30 protein-coding genes and 1 tRNA gene are annotated in these 26,368 nt (G+C 67.7%); 20 read left to right on the top strand and 11 right to left on the bottom strand.

Features of this window, described 5'->3' with window-relative positions:
- Positions 1–95: 95 nt before the first annotated feature.
- Entirely contained in the window at positions 96–1,565 is a 1,470-nt protein-coding gene (locus ACNTAO_RS07995; protein ID WP_435161461.1) for a single-stranded DNA binding protein, read from the bottom strand.
- A gap of 270 nt (positions 1,566–1,835) precedes the next feature.
- Here ACNTAO_RS07995 and ACNTAO_RS07990 point away from each other — a divergent pair.
- From ACNTAO_RS07990 to ACNTAO_RS07965, 6 genes are all read left to right on the top strand, one after another.
- Positions 1,836–1,908: transfer RNA gene (locus ACNTAO_RS07990), tRNA-Arg, on the top strand.
- 157 nt (positions 1,909–2,065) lie between these two features.
- Positions 2,066–2,278: a hypothetical protein gene (locus tag ACNTAO_RS07985; protein ID WP_435161460.1), complete on the top strand. Its 213-nt coding sequence runs from the start codon at positions 2,066–2,068 to the stop codon at positions 2,276–2,278.
- Positions 2,275–2,487, top strand: a complete 213-nt coding sequence (locus ACNTAO_RS07980) for a hypothetical protein (protein ID WP_435161459.1) — start codon at positions 2,275–2,277, stop codon at positions 2,485–2,487. Before ACNTAO_RS07985 ends, ACNTAO_RS07980 begins: the two co-directional genes overlap by 4 nt.
- Positions 2,488–3,035: 548 nt before the next feature.
- Positions 3,036–3,482, top strand: a complete 447-nt coding sequence (locus ACNTAO_RS07975) for a DUF7344 domain-containing protein (protein WP_435161458.1) — start codon at positions 3,036–3,038, stop codon at positions 3,480–3,482.
- Complete coding sequence (locus tag ACNTAO_RS07970; RefSeq protein ID WP_435161457.1) at positions 3,466–3,819, top strand: HalOD1 output domain-containing protein; 354 nt, start codon at positions 3,466–3,468, stop codon at positions 3,817–3,819. The genes ACNTAO_RS07975 and ACNTAO_RS07970 overlap by 17 nt, the downstream gene beginning before the upstream one ends.
- Before the next feature lie 73 nt (positions 3,820–3,892).
- Positions 3,893–4,534: a DUF309 domain-containing protein gene (locus tag ACNTAO_RS07965; protein WP_435161456.1), complete on the top strand. Its 642-nt coding sequence runs from the start codon at positions 3,893–3,895 to the stop codon at positions 4,532–4,534.
- A 27-nt stretch (positions 4,535–4,561) separates the two neighbouring features.
- Here the strand turns inward: ACNTAO_RS07965 and azf are convergent, their stop codons facing one another.
- The 5 genes from azf to ACNTAO_RS07940 form a co-directional block, all read right to left on the bottom strand.
- On the bottom strand, positions 4,562–5,392 hold the full coding sequence (gene azf / locus ACNTAO_RS07960) for an NAD-dependent glucose-6-phosphate dehydrogenase Azf (protein WP_435161455.1): 831 nt from the start codon (positions 5,390–5,392) through the stop codon (positions 4,562–4,564).
- A 120-nt stretch (positions 5,393–5,512) separates the two neighbouring features.
- Positions 5,513–5,866 carry a cell division protein SepF gene (locus ACNTAO_RS07955; protein ID WP_435161454.1) on the bottom strand — a complete coding sequence of 118 codons (354 nt, stop codon included), beginning with the start codon at positions 5,864–5,866 and terminating at the stop codon, positions 5,513–5,515.
- Positions 5,867–5,942: 76 nt separating this feature from the next.
- Positions 5,943–8,804: a DNA mismatch repair protein MutS gene (gene mutS / locus ACNTAO_RS07950; protein WP_435161453.1), complete on the bottom strand. Its 2,862-nt coding sequence runs from the start codon at positions 8,802–8,804 to the stop codon at positions 5,943–5,945.
- Between the two features lie 79 nt (positions 8,805–8,883).
- Entirely contained in the window at positions 8,884–9,855 is a 972-nt protein-coding gene (gene thiD / locus ACNTAO_RS07945) for a bifunctional hydroxymethylpyrimidine kinase/phosphomethylpyrimidine kinase (protein WP_435161452.1), read from the bottom strand.
- A gap of 48 nt (positions 9,856–9,903) precedes the next feature.
- On the bottom strand, positions 9,904–10,206 hold the full coding sequence (locus ACNTAO_RS07940) for a DUF7091 family protein (protein ID WP_435161451.1): 303 nt from the start codon (positions 10,204–10,206) through the stop codon (positions 9,904–9,906).
- Positions 10,207–10,438: 232 nt separating this feature from the next.
- Between ACNTAO_RS07940 and ACNTAO_RS07935 the strand changes: the two genes are divergently transcribed.
- From ACNTAO_RS07935 to ACNTAO_RS07870, 14 genes are all read left to right on the top strand, one after another.
- Positions 10,439–11,365, top strand: coding sequence for a replication factor A (locus tag ACNTAO_RS07935; RefSeq protein ID WP_435161450.1), 927 nt, complete (start codon positions 10,439–10,441; stop codon positions 11,363–11,365).
- A gap of 1 nt (position 11,366) precedes the next feature.
- Positions 11,367–11,996: an RPA family protein gene (locus tag ACNTAO_RS07930; RefSeq protein ID WP_435161449.1), complete on the top strand. Its 630-nt coding sequence runs from the start codon at positions 11,367–11,369 to the stop codon at positions 11,994–11,996.
- A 131-nt stretch (positions 11,997–12,127) separates the two neighbouring features.
- The gene (locus ACNTAO_RS07925) at positions 12,128–12,589 is read left to right on the top strand and encodes a DUF8146 domain-containing protein (protein WP_435161448.1); all 462 of its coding nucleotides are present in this window, start codon (positions 12,128–12,130) and stop codon (positions 12,587–12,589) included.
- Between the two features lie 105 nt (positions 12,590–12,694).
- Positions 12,695–14,803, top strand: coding sequence for a transketolase C-terminal domain-containing protein (locus ACNTAO_RS07920; protein ID WP_435161447.1), 2,109 nt, complete (start codon positions 12,695–12,697; stop codon positions 14,801–14,803).
- Positions 14,800–16,407, top strand: a complete 1,608-nt coding sequence (locus tag ACNTAO_RS07915; protein WP_435161446.1) for a 2-oxo acid dehydrogenase subunit E2 — start codon at positions 14,800–14,802, stop codon at positions 16,405–16,407. Before ACNTAO_RS07920 ends, ACNTAO_RS07915 begins: the two co-directional genes overlap by 4 nt.
- Complete coding sequence (gene lpdA, locus ACNTAO_RS07910) at positions 16,404–17,834, top strand: dihydrolipoyl dehydrogenase (RefSeq protein ID WP_435161445.1); 1,431 nt, start codon at positions 16,404–16,406, stop codon at positions 17,832–17,834. The genes ACNTAO_RS07915 and lpdA overlap by 4 nt, the downstream gene beginning before the upstream one ends.
- A gap of 221 nt (positions 17,835–18,055) precedes the next feature.
- On the top strand, positions 18,056–18,445 hold the full coding sequence (gene tnpA, locus ACNTAO_RS07905; protein WP_435161444.1) for an IS200/IS605 family transposase: 390 nt from the start codon (positions 18,056–18,058) through the stop codon (positions 18,443–18,445).
- A gap of 2 nt (positions 18,446–18,447) precedes the next feature.
- Positions 18,448–19,620: an RNA-guided endonuclease TnpB family protein gene (locus tag ACNTAO_RS07900; protein WP_435161443.1), complete on the top strand. Its 1,173-nt coding sequence runs from the start codon at positions 18,448–18,450 to the stop codon at positions 19,618–19,620.
- 198 nt (positions 19,621–19,818) lie between these two features.
- Positions 19,819–20,142, top strand: a complete 324-nt coding sequence (locus tag ACNTAO_RS07895) for a DUF5783 family protein (protein ID WP_435161442.1) — start codon at positions 19,819–19,821, stop codon at positions 20,140–20,142.
- Positions 20,143–20,194: 52 nt separating this feature from the next.
- Positions 20,195–20,557, top strand: a complete 363-nt coding sequence (locus ACNTAO_RS07890) for a NifU family protein (protein WP_435161441.1) — start codon at positions 20,195–20,197, stop codon at positions 20,555–20,557.
- Between the two features lie 620 nt (positions 20,558–21,177).
- Positions 21,178–21,561 (top strand): ArsR/SmtB family transcription factor, encoded by a 384-nt coding sequence (locus ACNTAO_RS07885; RefSeq protein ID WP_435161440.1) that lies wholly within the window; start codon positions 21,178–21,180, stop codon positions 21,559–21,561.
- A complete protein-coding gene (locus ACNTAO_RS07880) occupies positions 21,558–21,836 on the top strand; it encodes a DUF7521 family protein (protein WP_435161439.1) in 279 nt (92 codons plus the stop codon). Before ACNTAO_RS07885 ends, ACNTAO_RS07880 begins: the two co-directional genes overlap by 4 nt.
- Positions 21,837–21,890: 54 nt before the next feature.
- Positions 21,891–22,595: a helix-turn-helix domain-containing protein gene (locus tag ACNTAO_RS07875; protein ID WP_435161438.1), complete on the top strand. Its 705-nt coding sequence runs from the start codon at positions 21,891–21,893 to the stop codon at positions 22,593–22,595.
- Positions 22,596–22,667: 72 nt separating this feature from the next.
- Positions 22,668–23,234, top strand: a complete 567-nt coding sequence (locus tag ACNTAO_RS07870; RefSeq protein ID WP_435161437.1) for a DUF1684 domain-containing protein — start codon at positions 22,668–22,670, stop codon at positions 23,232–23,234.
- Between the two features lie 9 nt (positions 23,235–23,243).
- On the opposite strand, the gene ACNTAO_RS07865 is transcribed toward ACNTAO_RS07870, so the two are convergent.
- The 5 genes from ACNTAO_RS07865 to ACNTAO_RS07845 form a co-directional block, all read right to left on the bottom strand.
- Complete coding sequence (locus ACNTAO_RS07865; protein ID WP_435161436.1) at positions 23,244–24,122, bottom strand: HpcH/HpaI aldolase family protein; 879 nt, start codon at positions 24,120–24,122, stop codon at positions 23,244–23,246.
- 98 nt (positions 24,123–24,220) lie between these two features.
- Entirely contained in the window at positions 24,221–24,487 is a 267-nt protein-coding gene (locus ACNTAO_RS07860; RefSeq protein WP_435161435.1) for an elongation factor 1-beta, read from the bottom strand.
- 1 nt (position 24,488) lies between these two features.
- Positions 24,489–24,668 (bottom strand): HVO_2753 family zinc finger protein, encoded by a 180-nt coding sequence (locus tag ACNTAO_RS07855; protein ID WP_435161434.1) that lies wholly within the window; start codon positions 24,666–24,668, stop codon positions 24,489–24,491.
- Between the two features lie 91 nt (positions 24,669–24,759).
- Positions 24,760–25,992, bottom strand: a complete 1,233-nt coding sequence (locus ACNTAO_RS07850; RefSeq protein ID WP_435161433.1) for a tripartite tricarboxylate transporter permease — start codon at positions 25,990–25,992, stop codon at positions 24,760–24,762.
- A 169-nt stretch (positions 25,993–26,161) separates the two neighbouring features.
- Positions 26,162–26,356 (bottom strand): 30S ribosomal protein S17e, encoded by a 195-nt coding sequence (locus ACNTAO_RS07845; protein WP_435161432.1) that lies wholly within the window; start codon positions 26,354–26,356, stop codon positions 26,162–26,164.
- Positions 26,357–26,368 lie beyond the last annotated feature (12 nt).

Here is a 26,368-nt window from a genome sequence, read left to right as displayed (position 1 = left end):
ACGCAAGCGGACCCCACACGGCCGGTCCCGGAGGCCGGTCGGGGTGTGCTCCGTGGCCACGCCGAGCCGTCTCCCCCGGGTCGGTGCGTCGGCGGTTAGAACACGTCCGCGGCGTGGATCGTCCCGTCCCGCTCGGGCCCGCGGACGGTGACCTCCTCGCCGAGTCGAAGCGACGCGTCGGTCTCGACCCGCCGCGTCTGCTGGCCGTCGTCCAACACGATCGGGTCACCGGTCTGGACGACCGTCCCAGTGAACTCTGTCTCGTCGTCGGTCGTCGTCCCGTCGTCTGTCGTCGACTCGTCCTCGTCCGTCGCCGTGGCCGTCGTCGATGCTCCGCCGGTCGAAGTCGAGGCGGCGGTCGTCTCGCCGCCGTCGGCAAACTCGCCCAGTCCGCTGTCTGCTGTGTTCGCTCCTGTCGTGCCCGTGTCCGCGCCCGCCTCTGATGCGCTCGCTCTCGCGTCGGCGTCCTCGAGGACAGTCACCGTCGACCGCCAGTTCGCGGACGCCTCGAGGTCGTCTTGCCAGCCGTCGCCTATCTCCGCGTCGGTGACGACGACGTGGTCGGCCAAGTCGATGTCCGCATCGGCTTTGTCTCCCCACAGCGCGACCCGGATCTCACCCGTCTCGTCTTTCAGCCGCACGTTTCTGACCTGGCCCTCGCTGCCGTCGTCGCGGTCGAACGTCCGCACCGGGTCGGTCTCGATGACGCCGCCGTCGATGTCGACCGTCTGTCCGATCGCTAGCTCCCCGATCGGGGTCGTCTCTGGCACGTACTCGACGTCCTCGTCGACGGTCTCGATGGTCCCGCGATCACCGACGTGGAGTTCGAGGTCGCCGTCGCGGTCGCGGACGTAGCCGTCGCCGACCTCGACGACCTCGCCGGCGTCGAACGCCGTCACGAGGTCGGCCTTCTCGTCCCACAGCGTCACCCGCACGCGGCCGGTCTCGTCGCCGAGTGTGAGGTTCGCGACCCGCCCCTCAGAGCCGTCGTCGCGGTCGAACGTTCTGACCGAGTCGGTGTCGAGCACCTGCCCGACGAGGTCGACGTCGGACGCACCGAGCGAGAGGTCCTCGACGCGATAGGTGTCGAGCACCTGTACGTCGACCTCGGCGTCGTCGTCGGGTTCGACCTTGTCGGCGCTCACCTCTAGCCCACTGTACCCCTCTTTCGGCCGGCCCATGACCCGCAGCACCTGCCCGACCTCGAGCTGTTCGTCCGCCGCGGTCGCCATCTCGTCCCACAGCGCCACCCGAACCGAGCCAGACGCGTCCGCGACGTCGACGTTACAGACGCGGCCCTCACCGTCCTCGCCGTCCCGCTCGAAGGTTCGGACGTCGCCGATGGCCGTGACCTTCCCGAGGAACTTCACCTCGTTCATGCCGGGCTCGATGTCCGCGATGGTGTCCGCCTCCTCGTCGCGGAGCTCGTGAGCGATGAGCATCGCCGCGGTCTCGTCGTCTGCGAGGCCGCCCATCTGCTCGACTTTGTCCTCGACTGCGGCCGCGAACTCCTCGAACTCGACGTCGGTCTCGAGGTCTTCGTAGACGTCCTCTATGGCTCCCATACGCGTACCTCGTCGGTAGTCGACTCGACGAATAAGCGTTGTCCTTGCGCCGATCTCGCGGTCGCATCCGGCGGATACATCCTGGGGCGCTCCCGGCTGCTGTGTCTCGGCATACGTCGAGTGGTGCCGGATTCGTACATAAAACGTCGCCCCACTCGCGTCGACGGTTCCGGCGGGCTGCTCGTCGACCCGTCTCTCGCGTGCGAGATCTGCCCATGGAACGCGTCGGACCGTAACCGTCTTATGTGACTCCCCGATAGGTGTAGCTGAGTCCTGGTAGGGTAGTGGACTATCCTCTTGGCTTGCGGAGCCAGGGACCGGAGTTCAAATCTCCGTCAGGACGTTACGGGCGTACGCCCGTCTTGCAGTTTTCGGCTGTGACATCCTCCCCGCGCTGAAGCGTGAGGCTTTCTCCTCGGCTCTCCGTAAAGGGGTACTACCGTCGAATGATCTCGAATGTCTGCAAAACCTATATGTGTCTTAAGATAAGTAACATTTCTATGTACGATTCTTCTCTCGACACCGTTCAACAGCTTGTGAATGGTGCCATAGAAGCAGAAGACGACGCTGAGATCAATTTCAGGCTTCGCACAGCTAGCCAACTAGTGGACGCGGTTGAACATCACGAAGAGGACTTATCTGAGACGCTTGAGAACGCCGATCTCGATGATGAACTAGAAGATACACTGTCCGAAATGGGATACATTCAATGACGACAGATACGCTCAAAACCATCGAAGCGTTGTTAGAAGGGGTTCAAGAAGACGTAGAGAACCCAGACGCCAGATACAAACTCAGGACCGCAAGGCAACTGCTCAACGTTTTGGAACAGCGGGATGTGGATCTGACCATAGCACTCAACGAAGCCGTCTCCGATGATGAGCTGCGTGAGCGACTCCGCGAGTTAGGCTACCTGGATTGAGCGATCTACGGGTCAGTCAGCAAGGTGCAAGCAGAGTTCTGTGACACCCCCCACAGAGACTAGGACGTACCATCCCCACAGCCTGTCTCGCGGTTGTACTGGCCTGAGGCCTCAGGAAGAACGTACGCAGGCCGCCTGACCGGGTTCTTTTTCGGCTCCGACCGGCGCTGTCGCCGTTGTAACCTGTTGCCACCGCCAGGGAGGGAGGATCTATATAGTCTCGATACATCTAATCGGTCGTTACGACGCGAAAACGACCTGGAAACCGCAAGAAGGCCCCGGTATGGCCCCTACCGTGTCGAACGCGGAGCAAAGCGACGCGCGGCTTGCGGAGCCAGGGACCGGCGTTCAAATCTCCGTCAGGACGTTTTCGGACACCGTGAACGGCGAGCCGCGAGCGGTGCTCACGACCCCGTCGCTCTCAACGTGTGTACCATCACACCGTCTCCGATCGCTTCGAGTCCGTCGGCGAATCTGCGCGCCGAGGGCCTCGGCACACCGGACATATAAGACAAACACTTATCATATCGATGCGCACATATTCGTGTATGACTGGAGACTGGGACGACGGCGAGGTGACGGCCGCTGCGGGGGAACTCCCCGATCAGGCCGCCCTCTCTCCTGCCGTCATCGAGCTGGATCACATATACGAGGTGCTCTCGCACCCCCGTCGTCGATACCTCTGTTACGCGCTTCTTGAAGACGCCGTGTGGTCGCTCCACGACCTCGCCGAGGCCGTCGCTGCGTGGGAGCACACGGACGGCCCAGAAACGCCCACCGACCAGCGACACAGGGCGGTGTACGTCTCGCTCTATCACGCGCACGTTCCCAAACTCGTCGAAGAGGGCGTCCTGTTGTTCGACGAGTCGACCGAGACGGTTGCACCCGGAGAGAACGCCACCCAGGTGTTGCTCGCACTGCGCGGGATCAGCACTGGCCTCGACCTCCGCGAGGGTGCAGGACCCTCGAGTGAGACGGATGCGGCGCGGGAGTGATGAGGACCCACCGGACGACCCCGACGACCCCGACCCAGCTCGGTCACCGGTCGCCCAGCGCCACTACGACTCGACGGAGCCGGTCGAACTCACCGCTGCCATCGTCTTCACCGTCGCCGACGCGATGGGCGTCGACCCTCGCGCCGTTTCCACCCAGCCACTGTACGAGTGCGTAGACGTCGAGGCCGTCGAGACCGCGCTCTTCAGCACCGAGCCGGTGTCGTCTCGGTGTGAGCCAGACGCGATCGAGTTCGGGTACACGGCCTTCCGGATCCGCGTCCGACGCGACGGGTGGATACTCGTGTTCGAGCCGGCGGACGAATCGTCGCCGGAGTGAGTGCCTCGCTGGGTCGTGGGCTCTCTCCTCGTTTCTCTGTAGCTTTTTATCCGGCTCACCGCTACGGCGATACATGCACGACGCGTCCGACGGTCCCCCAGCGGTGAATCCCGCGCTCTGCGCCGGCGTCGCGCTGTTCAACGAGGGGTATCACCTCGCGGCGCACGAGCCGTGGGAGGCTGCCTGGCTACCGCTCGAGACGGGCGACGACGAACGACTCCTCCACGGGCTGATCGCGGCGACCGCGGCGACGCACCACGCCACGGACCGCAACTGGTCTGGGGCAGCCGGCTGTGCGGCCAACGCGGTCGACTACCTCACCGCCGTCTCTCCCGGCCACCGCGACGTCTCCCTCGAGCCGGTCGTCGAGTGGTGCCATCGGCTCCGAGTCGACCCCGAGACGATAGAGCGCGTCGGCCCGCCACGAATCCGCGTCGACGAGGCGGCTACCGGGTTCACCGATCTCGACGTCCACGCAGCGCTTCTCGCGGCGCCGGGACTCGCGTCGACGGTCGACACCGGCGACGCGGCCACGCTCGAGACGGCTGCGACGCTCGCGATCGAGGAGCGAGGCACCGGTCGCACACAGGTCATCGACCTCGTCTTCTCGTATCTCACACACCCCGAACGACGCCCACAGATCGCCGCCCGGATCGACGACCACGTCGGGCGGGCGAACCGAAAGCGTCGAGACGTCGACGGCCTCTTCGAGTGAGCCGCCGAGCGGCCGCCGACGCGCGCCTCACGGCTCGTCGACTGGCGGGTCGGTCTCGGGTGCCGAGTGGTCCGTCCCGTCGACGGGGTCGCCTGCGAAGGTGTACTCGGCCGAGTTGTCCCGGGGGTCGTAGCCGAGCACCTCGCGTGCGCGGTCGATCGAGTAGTACTTCCGGTCGTTGTTGGAGATGCCGTACACGATCTCGAAGTCGTAGTCGGCCTGCAGCGTGCGGTCGAAGAGGTGTGCACAGTCTCGGTGTGAGAGCCACATCGCTTGCCCACGCTCGTACTCCCGCGGCGGGTGGCTCTTCGTGAGGTTCCCGATTCGCACACAGACAACCGACAGTCCGGACTCGTCGTGGTAGTACCGCCCGAGGAACTCGCCGGTCGCCTTCGAGACGCCGTAGAGGTTGCCCGGCCGAGGCAACTCCTCGCCCGTGAGCCGGTACTCGTCGTCCGTGCGGTACAGCGCTGGCGTCCGGTCGTCGGTCTCGTACCCGCCGACCGCGTGGTTCGACGAGGCGAACGCGAAGCGCTCGACGCCGGCGTCGGCCGCGGCGGCCATCACGACCTGCGTCCCGTCGATGTTGTTCCGCAACACCGAGTCCCACGGGGCGGTCTTGCGCGGATCGCCGGCGAGGTGGACGACCGCTCCGACGTCGGCCATTGCGGCTCGAACGGCCCCCTCGTCGGTGATGTCTGCGACGTACTGATCGGCATCGGCGACGTGGCTCGGCACCTTCGCCGCGGGGATCGGCTCTCGATCGAGCAGCCGCCACTCGTACTTCTCGCCGATGCCGTCGAGGATCGCCTGGCCGACCCGCCCGCCCGCACCCGTGAGTAGGACCGGCTCGTCCATTCGTCTTATGCTCACCCGGTGAGCGGCATATATGATGCGGTTCTGCGGCCGCTCGACGGTGGCGTCCGCGACCGTGCTCGGACGACTCGTGGGGCCGACATCTCGACGAATGCGTGTCAGCTACGAGAGCTTCTCGCGCGACACCCGCACACCGGTCGGGGTCACCACGATCTGGTCGTCGCCCTTCTGGACGATGTCGCCGTCGACCTCTTCGACGACCTGCCGAAGCTCGTCGACGATCCGCTCTATCGTTCGGTCCGACGTCGAGTGGCGGGTGATGTCTGCGATCACGAAGTCGCCGTCGTAGATCGCGTCTTTGATCGGAATGACGTCGCTCTGGTCTGCGATCTCGGCGATGTGGACCTCCATGCTCGACTCGGCGCTCACGGCGGCGAACTCGTCGACGTCGAGTTCGACGTAGTCCTCGACGGAGCGCTGTCCGCCCCCGCCGAGGATCTTGCTCATGATACCCATAGCGGAGTAACGACCACCTCGGACATTAGTTCTTGCGTCAGACGCGCTCGTCGCCTGCCGGCTCGCGTTCCCGCGGTCACCGCTCCTGTGGGGGCTCCGCAGTCTCGGTCACCCGGTCTTGCCACGCGTCCACGAGCGAGACCAGCTCCACCGGCGGCGTCTCCGCGAGGTCGAGGTCGGTGAGTTCCTCGAGGACGGCTCGTGCGGCCGGACCGACCACGTCGCTGCCCGTCGGCGAGTCGTCGCCGTCTGCTGGCGAGCCGTCGCCGTCTGCTGGCGAGCCGTCGCCGTCTGCTGGCGAGTCGTCGCCGTCGTCAGCATCGTCGCCGGTTCGCGCCTCCTCGGTCGTGCCGTTCGTCGCGTCGCCGTCACCGGCGCCCGAGCCGTCGCCACCCGCGTCGAACGCGCCGGTCGAGAGGTCGAAGACGGCCTGCGTCGTCTCGCCGTCAGCCGTGCCGCCCCGGGCCTCGATCGCCTTCTCTTCGCGAAGCCGGTCGAGCACGCGATCAGCGCGGTCGACGACCGGTGCCGGGACGCCGGCGAGGTCTGCGACGTGCACCCCGTACGACCGATTCGTCGGGCCGTCACGGACCGTTCGCAAGAACGTGACGTCGCCGTCGCGTTCGTCGACCGCGACGTGGACGTTCGCCACCCGCGACAGGTGATCAGAGAGCGTCGTCAGCTCGTGATAGTGGGTCGCAAACAGCGTCCGCGCGCGCACCTCGTTGTGGAGGTACTCCGTCGCCGCCCACGCGATGGCGATCCCGTCGTAGGTGGCGGTGCCGCGGCCGACCTCGTCCAGTATCACGAGCGAGTCCGCCGTCGCCGAGTGGAGGATGTTCGACAGCTCCTGCATCTCCACCATGAACGTCGACCGTCCCTGTGCGAGCTCGTCGAGCGCGCCGACCCGGGTGTAGATCCCGTCGACGAGCCCGACGTGCGCCTCACGTGCCGGCACGAACGACCCGGCCTGTGCGAGCAGCTGGATCAGCGCCGCCTGCCGCATGTACGTCGACTTCCCGCTCATGTTCGGCCCCGTGACGATCAGGAACCCGCGGTCGGCGTCGAGGCGCAGGTCGTTCGGCACGAAGTCGGTCGTCTGCTCGACGACCGGATGCCGCCCGGCGGTGATCGCGAGTTCGCGCGTGTCAGTGAGCGTCGGCCGGGTCCAGTCTTCGCTCGCGGCGTGCGTCGCGAGCGAGCTCAGCGCGTCCAGCGTGGCCAGCGCTCTTCCGACGTCTTGGACCAAGGCTGCGGACTCGGCGACCCGCTCGCGAAGCGCCTCGAACAGCTCGTACTCCAGTTCGGCGCGCGCTTCCTCCACCCGAAGCACCTCGCGCTCGTGTTCGACCAGCTCGTCGGTGACGAACCGCTTCGAGTTCTTCAGGGTCTTGATCTCCCGGTAGTGTGCCGGTACCTCGTCGGCGACCGACTTGCCCACCTGGATGTAGTAGCCGTCCGTCTTGTTTCGGTCGACGGTGACGTGGCTGAGGCCGTGTGCCCGCTTTTCACGCTCGGCGAGCGTGTCGATCCACTCGCGGGCGGCCTCGTGTCGCTCGATCAGCTCGTCGAGCTCGGGGTCGTATCCGCGACACAACAGCCCGCCCTCGGTCTTCGTCTTCGGCGGGTCGTCTGCGAGCGCGTCCTCGAGATCCTCGCGAAGCGCCCGAGCGCCGTCACGGTCCGGCTGAGCGAGCACGTCGGCCACCGGCGTCGACGAGAGCGAGGTCTCCTCGACGGCGTCGACGAGCTCCGGCAGCAGGCCGAGCGTGTCTCGGATCGACACGAGCGCCCGTGCCCCGGCGCTTCCGCTCGTGGTCCGCGCGGCGAGGCGCTCGAGGTCGTACGCGTCCTCGAGGAGCGTGGTGATCCGGTCGCGCTCGAGCGTCGCGCCGGCGAGCGCGTCGACCGCGTCCAATCGTCGCTCGAGGGCTTCGCGGTCGCGCTTTGGCCGGGTGAGCCACTCCCGGAGCAGCCGGCCACCGGCGGCGGTGACCGTGTGGTCGATCGCCTCGAGCAGTGATCCCGTCGTCTCGCCCCGCATCGTCTCGGTCAGCTCGAGGTTACGCTGTGTCGTGGCGTCGAGCTCGACGTGGTCGGCTGCGGCGTACCTGGTCAGCCGCGTCATCGACGCCAGCACGCCGGCGCCCGTCTCGTCGACGTACGCGAGCGCGGCCCCGGCTGCGCGTGTCGCGGGCGCTGAGTCGAGTCCGACGCTGTCTGCGATCGACGCGCCGAACTGGTCGCGAACCGCGTGTGCGGCCCGTCCCGACGCGAACGCCTCCGCGTCGAAGACCGAGAGCGTTCCCGTGAGGTCCTCGCGCACCGCCTCGAGGAACGCGTCGTCGTTGCGCAGCGTCGGCCCCGGAACGACCTCGGCCGGGTCGAACCGGTACAGCTCCGCGCGGAGGTCCGCCCACCCGTCGAGTTCGGTGACGAGGAACCGACCGGTGGTGACGTCCGCGAACGCGACGCCGACCGGGTGTGCGCCCTCGCTACTCACCGCCTCACCACTCGCCGCCTCACCACTCGCTGCCTCACCTCCGGCGCGGCCGTCGTCGTCCCCGCCGGCGACGACGGTCGCCAAGTATCGTGCGTCGTCGTCGCTCGTTTCGAGGAGCGTCCCCGGCGTGACGACCCGGACGATCTCGCGGGCGTGGCCGCCGTCGTCGGTCTCGTACTGGTCGGCGACGGCGACGCGGTAGCCTCGCTCGACGAGCGCCCGCAGGTACGGCGTCAGCTCGGTCAGCGGCACCCCCGCCATCGGGTACGAGGACCCGTGTGACGACTTCTGTGAGACCGTCAGGTCGAGCTCATCGGCGACGAGCTCGGCGTCGTCCGCGAAGAACTCGTAGAAGTCACCACACTGCATCGCGAGGACGTCTGCGTCCGTCTCTGCTTTGAGCTCGAGGAACTCCTCGACGATCCCCGTTGGCATACTCGTACCCCCGGCGGGGGCCGGTAAAACCCTGCGGGTGTAGCGCCGTGGCCGTCGCGTGACCCGACCGCGTCGTCCGTCACGCCGCGTCGTCCGTCACGCTGCGGTCGTTCGACCGGCCGCCGTCGAGGACGGACCCGTTCACCGCTCCCGGTCCGGAGCCGACGTCGTACCCGCGACGGATCGCCTCGTGCATCTCACTCACCGCCTCGACCGTCGCCGACGCCAGCGGCTCGCCGCGCGCTAGTCGGGCGGCGATCGCACTGGAGAGCGTGCAACCGGACCCGTGGGTCGCGTCGGTTGCGATCCGCGGGTTCTCGATCCGACGCACGGTCGGCTCGCCTCCGGCCTCGTCACCGATCACGAGCGTGTCGACGACGGTACTCACCGCTCGTCCGTCGGCTTCGGGGGCCGCATCGTCGCCTCCATCGAGGTGTCCGCCCTTCACGAGCGCGGCGTCGGCCCCCCACTCGACGAGTCGCCGACCCGCCGCGGCGGCGTCGGTCGGCGTCTCGACCGCTCGGTCGACGAGCACCTCTGCCTCGTCGACGTTCGGGGTGACGAGCGTCGCGCGGGCGACGAGGTCCTCGTAGGCCGCCTCCGCTGCGGGCGTCAACAGTCGATCGCCGGTCGCAGCGACCATCACGGGATCGACGACGACCGGACCGTCGTACGCCGTGAGGACGGCCGTCACCGTCTCGACGATCTCGCTCGTGGCGAGCATCCCCGTCTTGGCCGCCGCCGGCCCGAGGTCGTCGACGACGGCCTCGACCTGCGTGGCGACGTGGTCGGCAGGCAGCGGGTGGACGTCGTGGACGCCACGGGTATTCTGTGCGGTCGTGGCCGTCACCGCGGTCGTGCCGAAGACGCCGTGTGCCGCCATCGTCCGCAGGTCTGCCTGGATCCCGGCCCCTCCGCCGCTGTCGCTGCCGGCGATCGTCAGCGCGACCGGCGGCGACTCGCGTGCGGGCGGGCCAGTCGTGGCGTCGTCGTTCGTGGTGGCACCGGCTTGCCGTTCACCGCTCGCTCCGGAGGCGTCGGGCGCTGGCATGCCCCGTAGTATTCACCGATTGTACTAGTCGGTGGCGGTCACGTCTGGTCACCACGTCTCGACGCGCCCCGCCCGAACGTCTGCGGCACACCCCTCACAGTCGGCGTGGGCGGCCTCGAAACACGCCGGCCGCCCCGCCTCGTCGACCTCGACGGTCCGTCGCTCCGCGTACCGTCGACAGACGATTCGGGCGCGTCCCGCCTCGTCAGTCGGTAGGTCGTACCGTTCGGCGGCCTCGTTCGCGTCCGTGGTGTCCGTTCGTCCCTCCTCGTAAGCCCGTTTCGCCGCCTCGAACTGCCGGCCGGCCTTCCGGAGCTGCCCGCGGATCACCCGCTCGAGCCGGTCGTCCATACGAGTCATTCGGCCGCTCCGGTGAAATGCTCGTCGCTGGCTTACACAGAGCCCGCCGCTGTGATCGGCGTTTCGACACGTTCCACTCGAAACGCCGCCCGCGCTCGACTGCCGCGCGGCTGCCGTCCGTCTGACGATCTGCCACTTTCACCCCGGTCACCGGCGTTTTAATACGATGAGGAACCAACCGTCGTACGCCTCCCACAGAAACACGACCGGAGGCGAGACACCCATGAGCGAACTGCGACAGGAAGCGGAAGCGATGGCGGAACAGTTCTCGGACCACCTCGAGGTGGACCCCGCGGAGATCGAGTCTCGACTCGAGAACCTCGTCGACGAGTACCGCGTCCCGCTTGAGGAGGCGCGCCGAAGCGTCACCAACAGCTACCTCGACGACGCCGGGCTCGACCGCGACGAGCTCGCCCCGGGCGGTGCCACCCGCGTTCAGGTGGCCGACATCGACGAAGACGAACAGTGGGTCGACCTGCGGGTGACGCTCGTCGACCTCTGGGAGCCTCGCAGCGACTCGATCGCCCAGGTCGGGCTCCTCGGCGACGAGTCGGGCACGATCAAGTTCGTCGCGTTCGAGACGTCGGACCTTCCGGTGCTCTCGGAGGGCCAGTCGTACGCGCTCTCGAACGTCGTCACCGACGAGTACGAGGGCCGATACTCGGTCAAACTCAACCGGACCACACAGATCACGGAGCTCGACGAGTCGATCGAGGTCGGCGACGACGCCGACACGGTCGAAGGCGCACTCGTCGACATCCAGTCCGGCTCCGGGCTGATCAAGCGCTGTCCGGAGGACGACTGCACCCGCGTCCTCCAGAACGGCCGGTGTTCTGAACACGGCCAGGTCGACGGCGAGTTCGACCTTCGAATCAAAGGCGTCCTCGACGACGGCGAGACCGTCACTGAGGTCATCTTCGACCGCGAGGCCACGGAGCGACTCACTGGAATGACCCTCGAGGAGGCGAAGGACCTCGCGATGGACGCGCTCGACACGACCGTCGTCGCAGAGGAGATGGCCGACGACGTCCTCGGTCGGTACTACCGCGTCACCGGGCCGACCTTCGGCCGATACGTGCTGGTCGACGAGTTCGAGGAGCCCGGGCCGGTCGACGTCGAGAGTGCGCTCATCGAAGCGAGGTCGATCTGAAATGAGTGGATCGGCCCCGACTCGTGAGGTCGCGCGCCGCGTCTTCGCGAGCGAGTTCAACGACGCCGGCTACACGTTCAAGGAGTCGGACGACGAGCGCGCCCCAGTGTACCTGTTGTTGCCGACCGGCGCGTCGGCGAACCGCGTCTTCTTCGTCGGCACGCTCACCGAGCGCGACGATGTCGGCGAAGACAGCGAGTACTGGCGGGGACGCATCGTCGACCCGACGGGGACGTTCTTCGTGTACGCCGGCCAGTACCAGCCCGAAGCCGCCTCCGCGCTCCGCGCGCTCGACCCGCCCGCCTACGTCGCAGTTGTGGGCAAGCCCCGGACGTACGAGACCGACGACGGCGAGGTCCGCGTGTCGGTCAGACCCGAGTCGATCACGACGGTCGACGCGGCCGTCCGCGACCGCTGGGTCGCCGAGACGGCCCGGCGCACGATCGACCGCGTCGCCGCGTTCGACGACGACGGCAACGAGTACGCGCGGATGGCCGACGAGCAGTACGCGCTCGATCCGGCGACGTACAAGCGCGCGTCGCTGTCCGCGCTCGAGGACCTCGACGAGACCGACGAGCTCGCTGTCGGCGGTACCGACACGACAGACGCCCCCGACCCCGCCGCCGACTGAGGAAGCCGCCCGAACGCGGGCTCTCAGGCACGCGAGGTCGGCCACGCGGTCTCCGATCGGTGACGGTGGCTGCCGACTCGCGATCCCCGTCTGACGAACGTTAAAGTACTCGAGAGTGCTACGTGACGACAATGGGCAACAAGAACAAGACGATCTCCTTCCGCGTCAACGAGGACGCCTTCGAGGCGCTGCGGGAGATCGCCGAGGACCGCGACATCTCGCTGTCGGCCGTGTTCCGCGACTACGTCGACGACCTCGTTGCCCACGACGGCCAGGTCAGCGTCGTTCCAGACTCGGAGCTCGACGGCGACGACGACCCGGCTCCGTTCCCACCGCGCGTCGAGGTCCCGAAGAGTTTCGTCCGTGAACACGAACGACTCGAGCTCGAGGCCGACCACCTCCGCGAGCAGCTCGAAGAACACAAACGCTACGTCGCGTACCTCGAATCGCAGCTCGAAGCGCGGTCCGAAGACGTCGTGCTGCTCGACGACCTCGACGACCGGGATGTCGACGAGGCGGGCGGTCGCTCGTTCGATCCCGACGACGGCGACCGCTCGCTCGATCCCGACGAGCCCTCGTTTCGGCTCGGGTGAACCGTCGCCGGCCGTCGGGTCCACGGCCCGCATTGGTCCCGTGTCTCGCAGAAACGATATTACCCGGGCCACAAAATCCACGCCCATGATGGAGTGGTCCCGACGGTGAGCGCGTTCGATCGATTTCCCGACGACCCGGTTCGCATCCTCGATGCGGACGGGTCCGTCGTCGGTGACTCCGCCGACCGTTCCCCCGACGCGCTCGTCGGGCTCGCCCGCTCGCTGCGACTCGCCGCGCACGCGGACAGACGAGCCTCGAGCCTCCGCGACCAGGGTCGGCTGCGCTCGTACCGGCCGGTCGCCGGCTTCACCGCGACGCAGGTCGCCTCGGCGGCCGCCCTTGACCCACGAGACACACGCTGGGCGTCCCGCCCGACGCACGCGGCAGCCCTCGTTCACCGGGAGTCGCTGATCGAGACGATCCGGTCGCGGCTCGACCCGACGAGCGGTGCGACCGGCGCGCACGTCGAGTCGGTCGCTCCCCCGCACGCTGCGGCGGCGCGTGCGACCGGTGCGGCCTGGGGCGGCGCACACCGGGGCGACGACGCGGTCGCGTTGTGTTACGTCGACGGCGACGCGACCCGCAGCGGGTCGTTTCACGAGGCATGCGAGCTCGCGAGTGCGCTCGACGCACCGGTCGTGTTCGTCTGCGTCCCGACGGACCGACGCCACGCTACTCGGTCGCACGCGGCACCCGCCGCCCACCGCACTCCGCCGTCGCGGCCGGCTCGCCAGGCGGCGGCGTTCGGCCTCGAGACGATCCGCGTCGACGGCTCGGACCCGCTCGCCGTGTCCGCCGTCACGACGGCTGCCGTCGAGCACGCGCGCGGGCAGCCGGCAGATCGTCTAAACGCGGTCGTGATCGAGGCCGTCGGCTGCCGGGCGGCGGACCCGGCGACCGCGCCGTCGTCGCGACTGGAACGATACCTCCGGTCCGCCGGCGTCCTCGACGCCGAGGACCTCGACGCGATCGAAGCGGATGCGCGTATCCGCGTGGCCGAGGCGGTCGACGAGGCGATCGCGCGTGCCGACTCGCCGGCTGGAACGCCCTCGACACGGCGTACGGCCGATGCGACCGGCGAGTCGGCACGCGCGATGGCTGCTCCGGCGGACACGACTACCGACGATACCAGCGCTGCACACGCGCGCTCGCTCACCCCACGGCAGGCGATCCACGCCGAGCTCCGCACGGCGCTCCGGGCGACCGACGACCACGTGTTGTTCGGCAGCACGGTCGACGCGTCGGACCGAACTGGCCGTGAGATCGACGCGCTGGCGTCGGCCGTCGGCCGTGACCGCGTGTTGTCGCTCCCAGTCGGTACGGCGACACTCGTCGACTGCGCCGTCGGCGCGGCCACCGCGGGAGTTCGCCCGGTCGTCGCGGCCGTCGGTCCGCCGTCGACGGTTGCGACAGCGATCGACCGCGTCACCCCCATCCGCGGGTCCGCCGACGCCGCACCTCAGCCGGTGACGATCCGCGTCTCCGCGCGCTCGGCCCGGCTGCGTGACGCGTCCGCCGTCCGCTCGAGTCTCGTCCGGGCGGGTTCGGCTCCGGCGGGCGAGGTGAGCGATACAGGCGAGACGGCCGGTGGTGCGAACGCGACGGTCGACACGGACTCGGGGCCGGTAGTCGTCGCACCGTCGACCGCGGCGGACGCCGCCGACCTGTTCGCTGCGGCGCTTTACGATCCGCGGCCGGCGGTCGTGTTCGATCCACCGGCCGCAGCCCACGCGCGAACGATGGTCCCGCGGGATCGAGCGTCCGTCGCGCTCGAGGGAGGGGCAGCAGCGGTCGTGCGCCGTGGCGACGACGTGACGGTGTTCACTGCCGGGGCGGTGACGAGCGCGGCGCTTCGAGCGGCTGAGGGGCTGGCCGAGTCGGGGACCGACTGTACGGTCGTCGACCTCCGCACGCTCGCGCCGCTCGATCGCGAGACGATACGCGAGACGTTCCGCAGCACCGGCCGCGCCGTTGTCGTCCAGCCGTCCTCGCTCGCCGACGGACTCGCGTCGGAGATCACGGCGCTCCTCCAAGCGGAGTCGTTGTTGTATCAAGAAGCCCCGGTCGTCGACTGTACGCCGACCGGCGACGAGCCGCTCTCAGACGGGGCGTTCTCCGGCGACGAGCCGCCGTCGGCCGACGAGTCGGCACGGACCCAGTTGGTGAGAGACATCGAGAGAGGTATCAAGGAGGCTGTAGAGTTCAGCCCATGACGGAAACACTCCGCTTTTCGGACGCCGGCGACGCGTCGGAGGGCGAGCTGGTCTCGTGGCTGGTCGAACCGGGCGACCACGTCGCGGCAGGCGACCTCGTCGCCGAGGTCGAGACCGACAAGTCGCTTGTCGAGGTGACCGCGTCGGTCGACAGCGTCGTCGAATCGCTCTCGATCGAGGAGGGAAGCGTCGTCGCCGTCGGGGACGCGCTCGCGACCGTCGACCCAGACGCCGACGCGGACTCGTCGTCTGAGGCGGACGCGTCGTCTGAGTCGGACGCGTCGCCTGAGACGGACGCAGCGGCGGCGGACCCAGTGGACGAGGGCGGTCCCGACGAGGCAGCGGTCCCGTCGGGGCGCGTCTTCGCACCGCCCTCGGTTCGCCGCCTCGCCCGCGAACGCGACGTCGACCTCACGGCCGTCGAGGGCACCGGACCGTCCGGCCGGATCACCGCTGGAGACGTCACGGACCACGTGGCAGACCGCGACGCGGGATCTGACACCACGGCCGACGAGTCCTCGAGTCCGAAGCCCCTCGATCTCGGCTCCGACGACCGGCAGTCGGCGGTTCGTGGCCAAGAGGCGTCCGCAGGGGTAACTGACGCGGAGGCCGACGAATCGTCGGGTCCGACGCCGCTCGACATCGGATCTGATGACCGATCGTCGGCCGTTCAGAGCCGTACGGCGCCTTCGCGCTCGACCACGCTCGCGACGCCCGCGACGCGTCGACTCGCGGACGAGCTCGACGTCGACCTCGACCGCGTGCCGACCGACGAGACGCGAGACGGCGAGGCGGTCGTCGACGAGGACCGCCTCCGCGCGTACGCAGCCGAGCTAGCGGCCGAAGAGGGCGGTGCCGACGCCGTGACGACCGGCGCCGGCGTCGAGACGGGCGCAGTCGAGACGGCCTCGACGGACACCGCCGTGCCGCCGTCGACCTCACCGACCGCCGGAACGGCGACCACTGGGACGGCGACCGTCGTCTACGACACGGCCACGGTCGACGCGGTGCTCGCGGCTCGGGACCGACTCGCGTCGCGGGCGGCAGACGGCGATCGGCCCAGTTTGCTGGCCTTCGTCGCCAAGGCGGTCGCGGTCGGCCTCGAACGGTATCCCGCGCTCGGCGTCGAGGGTGCCGAAGCCGAGGGCTCGGCCGAGCCAGGGCCTATTCACGTCGGTGTGACGACTGCCGACGGACTGGCGACAACGCTCGTCGAGAACGCCGCCGACCGGGGCGTCTTCGAGCTGACGGCGGCGACGACCGTCGACGGCGACGCCGCCGAAGACGGCGGTCCCGCCGGGTCCGACGGTGCGTCCTCGGCCGGCCCTGCGTTCACGCTCACCGCTCCCGGCGCGCTCGGTCGCGATCACGTCGCACCGGCAGTCACCGACTCGGCGCCCGTTACGCTCGCGCTTGGCGCCGTCGAGAAGCGACCGACGGTGCGTGAAGCGTCCGACGGAACCGCAGACGTGGTCGCCGCGTCGACGATACCGCTCTCGCTCGCGGTCGACCCGTCGGTCGCCGACGGCGCGGCCGCGGCGGCGTTTCTCGAGACGGTGATCGAACGGCTTGAAGAACCCCTGTTGTTTTTGACCCACCAATGACGGACACTGACGACACGATCGACACGGAGGTACTGGTGATCGGTGCGGGCCCGGGCGGCTACGTCGCGGCCATCCGTGCCGCACAGCTCGGGCTCGATACGACACTCGTTGAGCGCGACGCGTACGGCGGCGCCTGTCTCAACCGCGGGTGTATCCCGTCGAAGGCGCTCATCACGGCGAGCGGTCTCGCACACGAGGCGAGAACCGCCGAAGCGATGGGCATTCACGCCGACCCGGCCGTCGACCTCGCGCGGATGGTCGAGTGGAAAGACGGAATCGTCGACCGGCTCACCGGAGGCGTCGAGAAGCTGTGTACGGCCAACGGCGTCGACCTCGTCTCGGGGACCGCGTCGTTCCTCGACGCACACACCGTCCGGGTCGACCGCGACGACGAAAACGACGGCGACGCCACGTCCATCGGGTTCGAGCACGCGATCGTCGCCACCGGGTCTCGACCGATCGAGATCCCCGGGTTCGCCTTCGACGACGACCACGTGTGGGACTCGAAGGCGGCGCTCGCCGCCGAGTCGATCCCGGACCGGCTCGTTGTCGTCGGTGGCGGATACATCGGCATGGAGCTCGCGACCGTCTACGCGAAGCTCGGCACCACGGTCACCGTCGTCGAGATGCTCGAGGACATCCTCGGTCCGTACCAAGACGACGTCAAACGCATCGTCAGACGGCGCGCGGAGGACCTCGGCATCGAGTTCCACTTCGGCGAGGGTGCAAGCGGCTGGTCGGAGTCCGGTGACGGCGGCTACCTCGTCCACACGGAGACCGACGACGGCGAAGAGTCGGCGTATCCGGCCGACCGCGTGCTCGTCGCCGTGGGACGCGCGCCGGTGACCGATGGCCTCGCCCTCGAGAACGCCGGCATCGAGCCGACCGACCGCGGCTTCCTCGACACCGACGACCGCACCCGAACCGCGGTCGACCACGTACACGCCGTCGGTGACGTCGCGGGCGATCCGATGCTCGCACACGCGGCCTCACAGGAGGGCGTCGTCGCCGCGGAGGTCGTCGCCGGTGAGCCCGCCGCGCTCGACGCGCAGGCGATCCCCGCCGCCGTCTTTACCGACCCCGAGATCGGAACCGTCGGGATGACGGCGGCCGACGCCGACGAGGCCGGGTTCGACCCAGTCATCGGGGAGATGTCGTTCGACGCCTCCGGCCGCGCGATGACGACCGGCCACACCGACGGCTTCGTGCGGATCGTCGCCGACGCCGACACCGAGTTCGTCCTCGGCGCACAGATCGTCGGGCCGGAGGCCTCTGAACTGATCGCAGAGCCGGCCCTCGCAGTTGAGCTCGGCGCGACGCTCGAAGACCTCGCGTCCACGGTTCACACGCACCCGACGCTCGCCGAGGCCGTGATGGAGGCCGCAGAGAACGCCCGTGGGCAGGCGATACACACGCTGAATCGGTGAGTGCGACGGCCCCTCCAGGGGCCGCCGTCGGCGCTCGTCTCGTCTGCGGACCTCCCGCTCGTTCCGGTGTTCCCCTTCCTCGCTTACACGAAATCGAGGAGAAAGCCCACGACTTCAGTCGTGGGATGAATCCGACAACCCCTCCACAACCCATCCTCAATAGCCGACCGAGGGTTGATGGAGTCGTAACACCTAATATAGATTGCTGTCTATCTAACAATATGCCACGGGGGTACAGTCGAGAACGAACGTCGGTTCACAACCTCCACTACCACTTCGTGTGGTGCCCGAAGTACCGCAAACCGGTGCTGACCGACGAGGTCGCCAACCGCCTCGAACAACGTATCGGGGAGAAAGCCGACGAACTCGCCCTCGACATTCTCCGACTGGCAATCCAGCCCGACCACGTACACCTGTTCATCACGGGCAACCCGAAACTCGCACCGAACAAAATCATCCAACAACTCAAGGGCTACACCTCACGGAACCTCCGCGACGAGTTCGACTTCGGCCTCCCCTCACTGTGGACGCGCTCGTACTTCGTCTCCTCGGCAGGCGAAGTGTCGAGTCAGACCATCGAGAAGTATATCCAAGCACAGACCGGACGATAACGGTGCAGCGAGAAGTCACCACCACTGTACGGGTCAAACTCCACTCGCTCACCGAGCGGAAAGCCCGACTCGTCAAACGCGAGTACGGCGCGTTCCAAGACGCTGTTCACGGTGACGACAACACGAACCTCTACTCTGCCACCAAACAACAGGCGAGCAAAGTCCGGTCAAACAAGAATCCACGAGCAGACACCGAACAGCCAGTCGTCCTCCGCAACGACTGCATCACCATTGAACACGACGAGGACACGGTTCTCTCGTCGTGGTGGTTCAAACTCCCCGTCTACAACCCCGAGAAAGAACGCGGGGACAGCATCTGGGTGCCTGTCCACGTCCCTGAGAAGGACACGCACCTACTCACCGACGAGTGTATCAGCGACTCGGAACTCGTCCACCGGAACGGCGAGTGGTACGTTCACCTCGCCTGCAGACGGTCTGTGGCCGTCGCAGACGAGTACGACGACGTTCTCGCCATCGATATGGGTGCGAAATGGATAGCGGTCAGCACATTCCTCTCCGACCGCGACACCCAGTTCCACGGCGCGGAAGTCCGCCGTGTCCGCGAACACTACAAGCAACTCCGCAAAGCCATCGGGAAGGCGAAGGTGCATTCAGGAGCGCAGGTCATCGAACGACTCGGTGACAAGGAATCCAGAACGGTCGAACACGAGCTACACCAAGTGGCAAACGACCTCGTCGCTCGCGCGCGAGAACGCAACGCAGTCATGGTCTTCGGTGACCTGACAGGGTTGCGCTTCGACAACGACAACGGTCGGTACGTGAACGACAAGACGCACAAGATGCCGTATGCGAAGATGGCGAACATCCTCACGTATAAGGCCCACCTCGACGGGCGCGAATGTGGCCCAGTAAGAGAGTACGATACGTCTCGGACGTGCTGGCGGTGTGGGTCACAGAACACGAGTCGTGAGGTACAGGGGCGTGTTGAGTGTCACGACTGTGGACTGAACGACAACGGCGACAAGAATGGTGCGACAAACATCGGCAAACGAGCCGTCGGTAAGAACATTCAGAGTCCGCTATCGACGGTGGGGGCTGTTGTGGCTCAGCCCGAAACGCAGGTCGTACTCAAGAGACCTACCGGTGAGATGGAACCTGCGAACTCCCCAGACGACGTGAGCCTAACCCTCAGTGAGGGAAGCCCACGACTTTAGTCGTGGGAGAAGTCACTCCACGTTGTGCTCGTTCACCGTAGTGAGATCTGACCGAGGTAGACGAGTCCACATTTTATATCGTCACATGGGGTTTACTTGCTCGTCGTTCTCCCGCTCCGTCCTCCTCGACGGCCAGGGCGGATCTGTGTCGTCCGGTCCGACCGACTGGCTTTTTTCGCTCGTTTTCGTATTGGGGGTATGACCGAGTTCGACCCCGAGAAGTTCGAAGACAAGTACGCGAACTACTTCACGGAGCTCCAGCGCGCGTACAAGAACGCGTTCTCACACATGAACGACCGACACGACTCCGAGCTGATCCACGGGATTGACCAGATGGTCCTCAACGAGTCGGAGCCGATGTACGAAGACGGGGCGTTCCGCGTCGAATTGCCGCCGAATCCGCGCGAGCGGCTCCAGGGTGTCGTCGTCGACGACGAGACGTTTGAGGAGACGCTCGCGGAGTACGTAGAGCGCATCGAAACGGAGCTGTACCGCACGCTTGATGCCGACCGACCGGCGTAGGATCGTCGGAACGAACCAAACACATAAGCCCAGCGCACTCGTTCCGCGACACATGAGCACTGAGACGAGCGACCCCGATAACGACCTTCGCGAGCGTATCACGAACTTCCTGCGCCGGAACTTCCCGCAGATCCAGATGCACGGCGGCAGCGCAGCCATCAGCCACCTCGACCGCGAGACAGGTGAGGTGCACGTCCAACTCGGTGGTGCCTGTTCGGGCTGTGGCATCTCACCGATGACGATCCAGGCGATCAAGTCTCGGATGGTCAAAGAGATCCCCGAGATCGAGACCGTCCACGCCGACACCGGTGCGGGTGCCGGCGCAGACGGCGACCTCGGCGGCACCGGCGGGATGTCGCCGTCGTTCCCCGGCGAGACCACCGACGACGACGAAGGCCCGCAGGCGCCGTTCTGAATACGACCGTTTTTCGACCCGCTCGACCCGCCTAGCGACGCGTCTCGTGGACGTGCAGATCGGGGTCTCGGGCGGCTCGTAAATCGTATGTTGCGATATCAATACGCCGTCTGTGTCGATTCTCGCGTGGCGTCGACGACGTCCCGAGACGGTCCGGGCCGTCCTCCTCTGGCCGATCCGGTACGCGTGTGGTGATCGTGTGACCGAGACGACTGTGTGGCTTCCGGACACAATTTGTAGCCACACCCTCCTGGGCCGATTCTATACGTCGTTGGTGATCGCGTGACCGAGACGACCGCGCGACACCCGGGCACCAATCGGGCCACGCCCTTCCGGGCCGATTCGCTCTCGTACGTGCGTGGTGATCGTGTGACTGAGACGCCTCTGCGACAGCCGGGCACCAGTTACAGCCACACCCTCCCCAGCCGATTCGCTCGGTCGCTTCGCTCCCTCACTCATCCCTCGCACGCGCTCGCGAGTCCGCCTTCGGCGACCTCGCGAGGCGCGCGCCACCGCTGTGGTTGACGGGTTCGCGTGTCGATTCGGCGGTCGGCTCGTCGTGTCCACAGTGGCGAGGCGATGTTCGATGGTTTAAGCCTCCCCGAGTGAGAGGTGGCCGTATGGTGCGGGATCCGTCGCGCGAGAGTGAGCCACCCGCCGTCGACGACGTGCTCGACGCGCTCGCCGACGAGGCCGCACGGCGCATTCTCTCTGCGCTCTCGGAGCCGAAGACCGCGAGCCAGCTCTCCGAGGAGTGTGACGTCCCGCTGTCGACGACGTACCGAAAGCTTGAGAAGCTCACCGACGCCTCCCTGTTGGACGAATCGACGGAGATCCGCCGCGACGGCCAGCACACGACACAGTACGACGTCGCCTTCGAGGCGGTCTCCGTCTCGATCGACGAAGAGCGGGGCCGCGAACTCGTCGTCGAACTCGACCGCCCCGAACGCACGCGCGACGAACGACTGGCCGACCTCTGGTCTGAGCTTCGTGAGGAAACATGACTGCACACATCGACCTGACCATCATCGCCGCAAAGACCGCCATCCTCCTCCTGGGGGGCTCGATAACCTACTACGCGCTTCGGGCGTTCGGCCGCACCGGCGACCCGTCGCTGCGCGCACTCGCCATCGGCTTCGGCGTCGTCACCGTCGGTGCCGCCGTCGGTGGCGTCTCTCACCAGATCATCGGTGCCGACCTCGCCGTGGGGATCGCCATCGACAGTCTGTTGACGGCCGTCGGCTTCGCCGTTATCGTCTACTCGTTGTACGTCGAGTGACCCCCGAGCCGTCGAGCGGTAGTCTTTTGCGCGCCTCGCTCGTCTCGCCGACGCATGAGCGAGGCCGCACGCGAGGAGCTCGCCCGTCGCATCGCCGGCGAAATCGCGCTCAGCGACGATCCGGGAGCGACCCTCCGTAAGTGGCGGACCGATTTCGACGTCTCACAGACCGAGCTGGCCGACCAACTCGACGTCTCGTCGTCGGTCGTCTCCGACTACGAGAGCGGCCGCCGTGAGAGCCCGGGGATCGGCGTGGTCCGCCGCACCGTCGAGGGGCTCCTCGACATCGACGAGCGGCGCGGAGGCGGCCGGCTCCGACAGTACGCCCGCGTCCTCTCGGCCGGCTTCGAGAGCGACATCGTCCACGACCTTCGGGAGTACGCGGCCGCCGTCCCGCTCGAGGCGTTCTACGAGGCGATGGGCGCGACGGAGGTCGTTCGTGGCGACCGCGACCGGGTGAACGGCCACACCGTCATCGACTCCATCCAGGCCATCACCCGCCTCTCGAGCGAGGAGTTCTACCGGCTCTACGGACAGTCGACGAACCGCGCGCTCGTGTTCACCCGAGTCACCCGCGGAGAGTCACCGCTCGTCGCGATGCGCGTCGTCAGCCCGACGCCCAACGCGGTCGTCCTCCACGGGATCGACGAGGACGACCTCTGGGACCACGCCGACGACCTCGCCCGGGTCGACGGCTTCTCGCTCGCGACCTCGACCCGCGCCCTCGACGACTGTTTGGCAGACCTGCGCGCGCTCTAGCCCGGCAATACGCCTCCTCACGCGAGGGCTCCCAACCGAGGAGCTGAAGCCGCTGGCGTCCTGCCGTCCGGTATGTCAGACCCGACCGCCGAAGCCGACGCCTCGTACGCCGAGCAGCTCCGTGCGAACCGCGAGGAGAAAGACGCCTTCTTCGCCGACCACCCGCAGTCGCCGATCCATCCCGACCACCGCGACGCGTTCGACGGACTCGCGTACTTCACACCCGATCCGAGGTACCGCGTCGACGCCACCGTGACCGTCCACGACGACCCCGAGCCCGTCGAGATGGAGACGACCGCGAGTAACCCGGTTCGGTACCTGCGGATCGTCACGTTCGCGTTCACCCTCGACGGCGACTCCTACGCGCTCGCCGGCTACCGTCAGGCAGACGAGACGGGGGCGATCTTCGTCCCCTTCCGTGACAAGACCACCGGCCAGCAGACGTACCACCACGGACGGTACATGGAGTTGGAGCCGGACGAGCCGCTCGACGACGGCGACGAGGTCGTCGTCGACTTCAACCTCGCGTACAACCCGTTTTGCGCCTATAGCGAGACGTTCTCGTGTCCGCTCCCGCCCGAAGAGAACTGGCTCGAGACGGTGATCCCGGCCGGCGAGCAGACGCCGGACCTCGAGTGACCACTCCGGCTACTGGTCATTCCGATACCGCGCTATCGCCCGGTCGGCACCCGCCGCGAGAAAACCGATGTCGGTGCCGACGATCACGAAGTCGTAGCCCGCGTCGGTCCAGTGATCGATCAGCGCCTCGCTCGTCGCCAGCGTTCCTACCGGGACTCCGGCGTCGTTCGCGGCTGCGATCGTCTCGTCGACCGCCCTCTCGACCACGGGGTCGTCGTACGCACCGAACCGACCGTGTGACGCCGAGAGGTCGGCCGGCCCGACGAACAGCGCGTCGATACCGGGTACGCTCGCTATCTCGCCGGCCGACGCCACCGCGGTCGGCGTCTCGATCTGTGCTATCACCGCGATCTCCTCGGTCGCCGTTCGCACGTACTCGCCGAGCCGACGACCGTACGCCGACGCCCGGCTGCCAGCGACGCCTCGCTGCCCGCGAATGCCGTCCGCGTCGACGCGGTCGGCCGCGGCCGAGCGGTCGACGTCGCCGGGAGCTCCGTCCGCGTCTGCGCCGTCTCTCGCGTCGTCGCCGTGGCCACTCGCTTCGTCCACCTGCGGCGGGTACCGACACGCCTCGACGAGCGCTCGGGCCGCCGCCGGCGTGTCGATCTGCGGTGCCATGATCGCCGCCGGCCCGGCATCGAGGACGCGTTTCACGCGTGCCGGCTCGACGTCGGCGACGCGCACCAGCGCCTCGGTGTCGCCCGGGGCTGCCTCGACCGCACGGAGCATGTCAGTGATCGACTCGGCCGTCGCCGCGGAGTGTTCCGTATCGAGCGTGAGGAAGTCGAAGTCGGCGGTCGCCATCGCCTCGGCGACGTCCGGCGACGGTAGTGCACACCAGCCACCGATCGGCCGCTCGCCGTCGCGAAGTTTGCGTTTGAGCGCCATGCGTTCCGTTCTGTGACCGGACACAAAAGGATCGGTTCGGCGGCGGTCGGTAGGGGGTACTCCGCCGACACACGGGAACAGGCGCCGAGAGCGGCCGTCTACAGGCGGCCGACGCTCTCGACGGCGACCGACTCGACGTCTTCAACGGCCGTGAACGCCTCTTCGACGGCCTCGGTCCCGCCGGCGTCGTCGGGGACGATGACGGTCGGTAACAACGCGACGAGCCCGAAGGCAACGTCGTCTCGCTCGAAGCCGCGGATACGCGCCCCCTGCGGCAGGGCCGCTTCGAGGTCGCCTTCGAGTCCATCGAGGTCGACGTCTGGGCCGTTCGGCATCACTTTGATCTTCGCGGCGACGTCGCCCATCTCAGGGCCCCCGGAAGCCGCACTGCCGGCACTCGTAGAGGTTGCTCTGTTTCCGGCACTTCGCACACCGGTAGATCGTCGTCCCACAGTCCGGGCAGGCGAACTGCGCCGCGTTCATCCCGGACACCTGGATGCCACAGGAGATACACTGCGGTGTCTGCTGGCGTTCGGTATCGCTCATACCTCAGTGCACCGGCGCGTGACGTTTAACCGTTGTTCTTTGCCGTTGTGCGAGTGGACGACGCGCACGACGTCGCCGTCTACGGCATCGTTCACAACAGTAGCGGTCCGATGAGCACCCCCATCAAGTGTACTCGGCGGGCCCCGAGCCGCGGCGGCACGAGCCCGAGGAGGGCCGCGACGACGAACACTCCGACGCCGACCGCTCCCGCGAACGCGTACGAGACGACGACGAGCAGGCACAACACGCCGACGGAGAGCGTCGTGTAGTCTGCGGTGCCGACCACCCGAAGGTAGCGGTCACCGACGAGCAAGACGAGCGTGAACCCACAGATCGCGGCGGTTGCGACCGCAGTGAGGAGGATCGGGAGTGCGAGCGGGACCGCGGCCTCTTCGAGCGCGACCGTCACTCCCGTCCGTGGGGTTCCGAGTGCGACGAGCGCGAACAGCGCAAAGACGGTCGTGGCCGTGTTCGCACCGCTCGTCGCGACCACGAACCCGCGGTCGGCCTCTCGACGCGGCACGAGCGGGAGTGCTGCGACCGCCGCGATCGCGGCCGAAACGCCTGGGATGTATCCGACGACTGCACCGGCGAGCGACCCGGCGGTCGCGCTGACGCCGAGGTCACGCCGCCCCATGGTGAGCCTGGCGTCGGACTGCGGCGGTACGCCTTCTCCACCGAGGGCGTCGACGAGCACCGGCGCGCCGAACAACCCGGAAAAGAGCGGGGCCAGCATCCCGCCGGTGTCGAGTGGTGCCGCCGGGTCGACGTCGAGGGTCGCGACCCCGAGTGCGGCACTCGCGAGGAACGAACAGAAGCCGCCGACCGCAGACCGCCTCGAGGACTCGGTGAGGACGAGTCCGGCGACGATGCCGCCGAGGATGAGCGGGAGGTTCGCCCGGACGTGTGGATACGCACGAACCATCAGCCAGGTGATCGGGACGGCGAGCGGCACCGCGAGCGCGACCGCGAGCCCGGACCCGACCGCGGAGAGCCGGAGCGCCTCACGACCCCGTCCGGCGACCACGAGCCGGTGGCCCGGGAGCGCGGCGACCGCCGTCGCGGCGTCCGGGACGCCGAGTGCGAGCGCCGGCACGATGTCGAGGAAGGAGTGCACGACGCCGGCACCGACGATCGCGACCCCGATCAACAACGGGTCGGCGTGGAGTCCGGGCGCGACCCCCGCGAGCAGGAGCGCGAAGTTGTTGGCGTGGATGCCCGGTATCAGTCCACTCACCGTGCCGAGCGCGACGCCGCCGAAGAGGAACGCGAGCGCGGCCGCGGTGAACCCCGGGTCGACGACCGGCCGCACGAGCGCGTCCATCCCGACGAGGTGGTTCCGGTATGTGATATAAACTGATCGCGACCGACCGCGACTAGTCGTGGGTCACGCCAGAGGGTCGCGTCGCTCTCGGCGCGACGGTCATGTCGCCTTCCGTCCGGTGGTCGCGTCGCTCCCGCTGTGGTGTATCCTGGAGAACTCGACTCGCCGATTAGGCCGACGCCGCCGACTGGGACTTCTTCTGGGTGATGTAGCCGGCGATGCGGTTGCGGACGCCCTTCGACTCCACCGTGGTCAGCGTCTCGACGCTCTCTTTGTTCGTCTCGAACTCCGTGTTGAACGACTCCGGGTACTGTTCTAAGAGGATCGTCGCGAGCTGTTTGATGTACTTGGGCTTGATGGCCATATCGACACGTAC

The organism is Halorubrum zhoui (assembly GCF_051194155.1).
Taxonomy (GTDB): Archaea; Halobacteriota; Halobacteria; order Halobacteriales; family Haloferacaceae; genus Halorubrum.
Note: the sequence above shows the minus strand (reverse complement) of the source record. Positions and strands in the feature narration are given on the sequence as shown.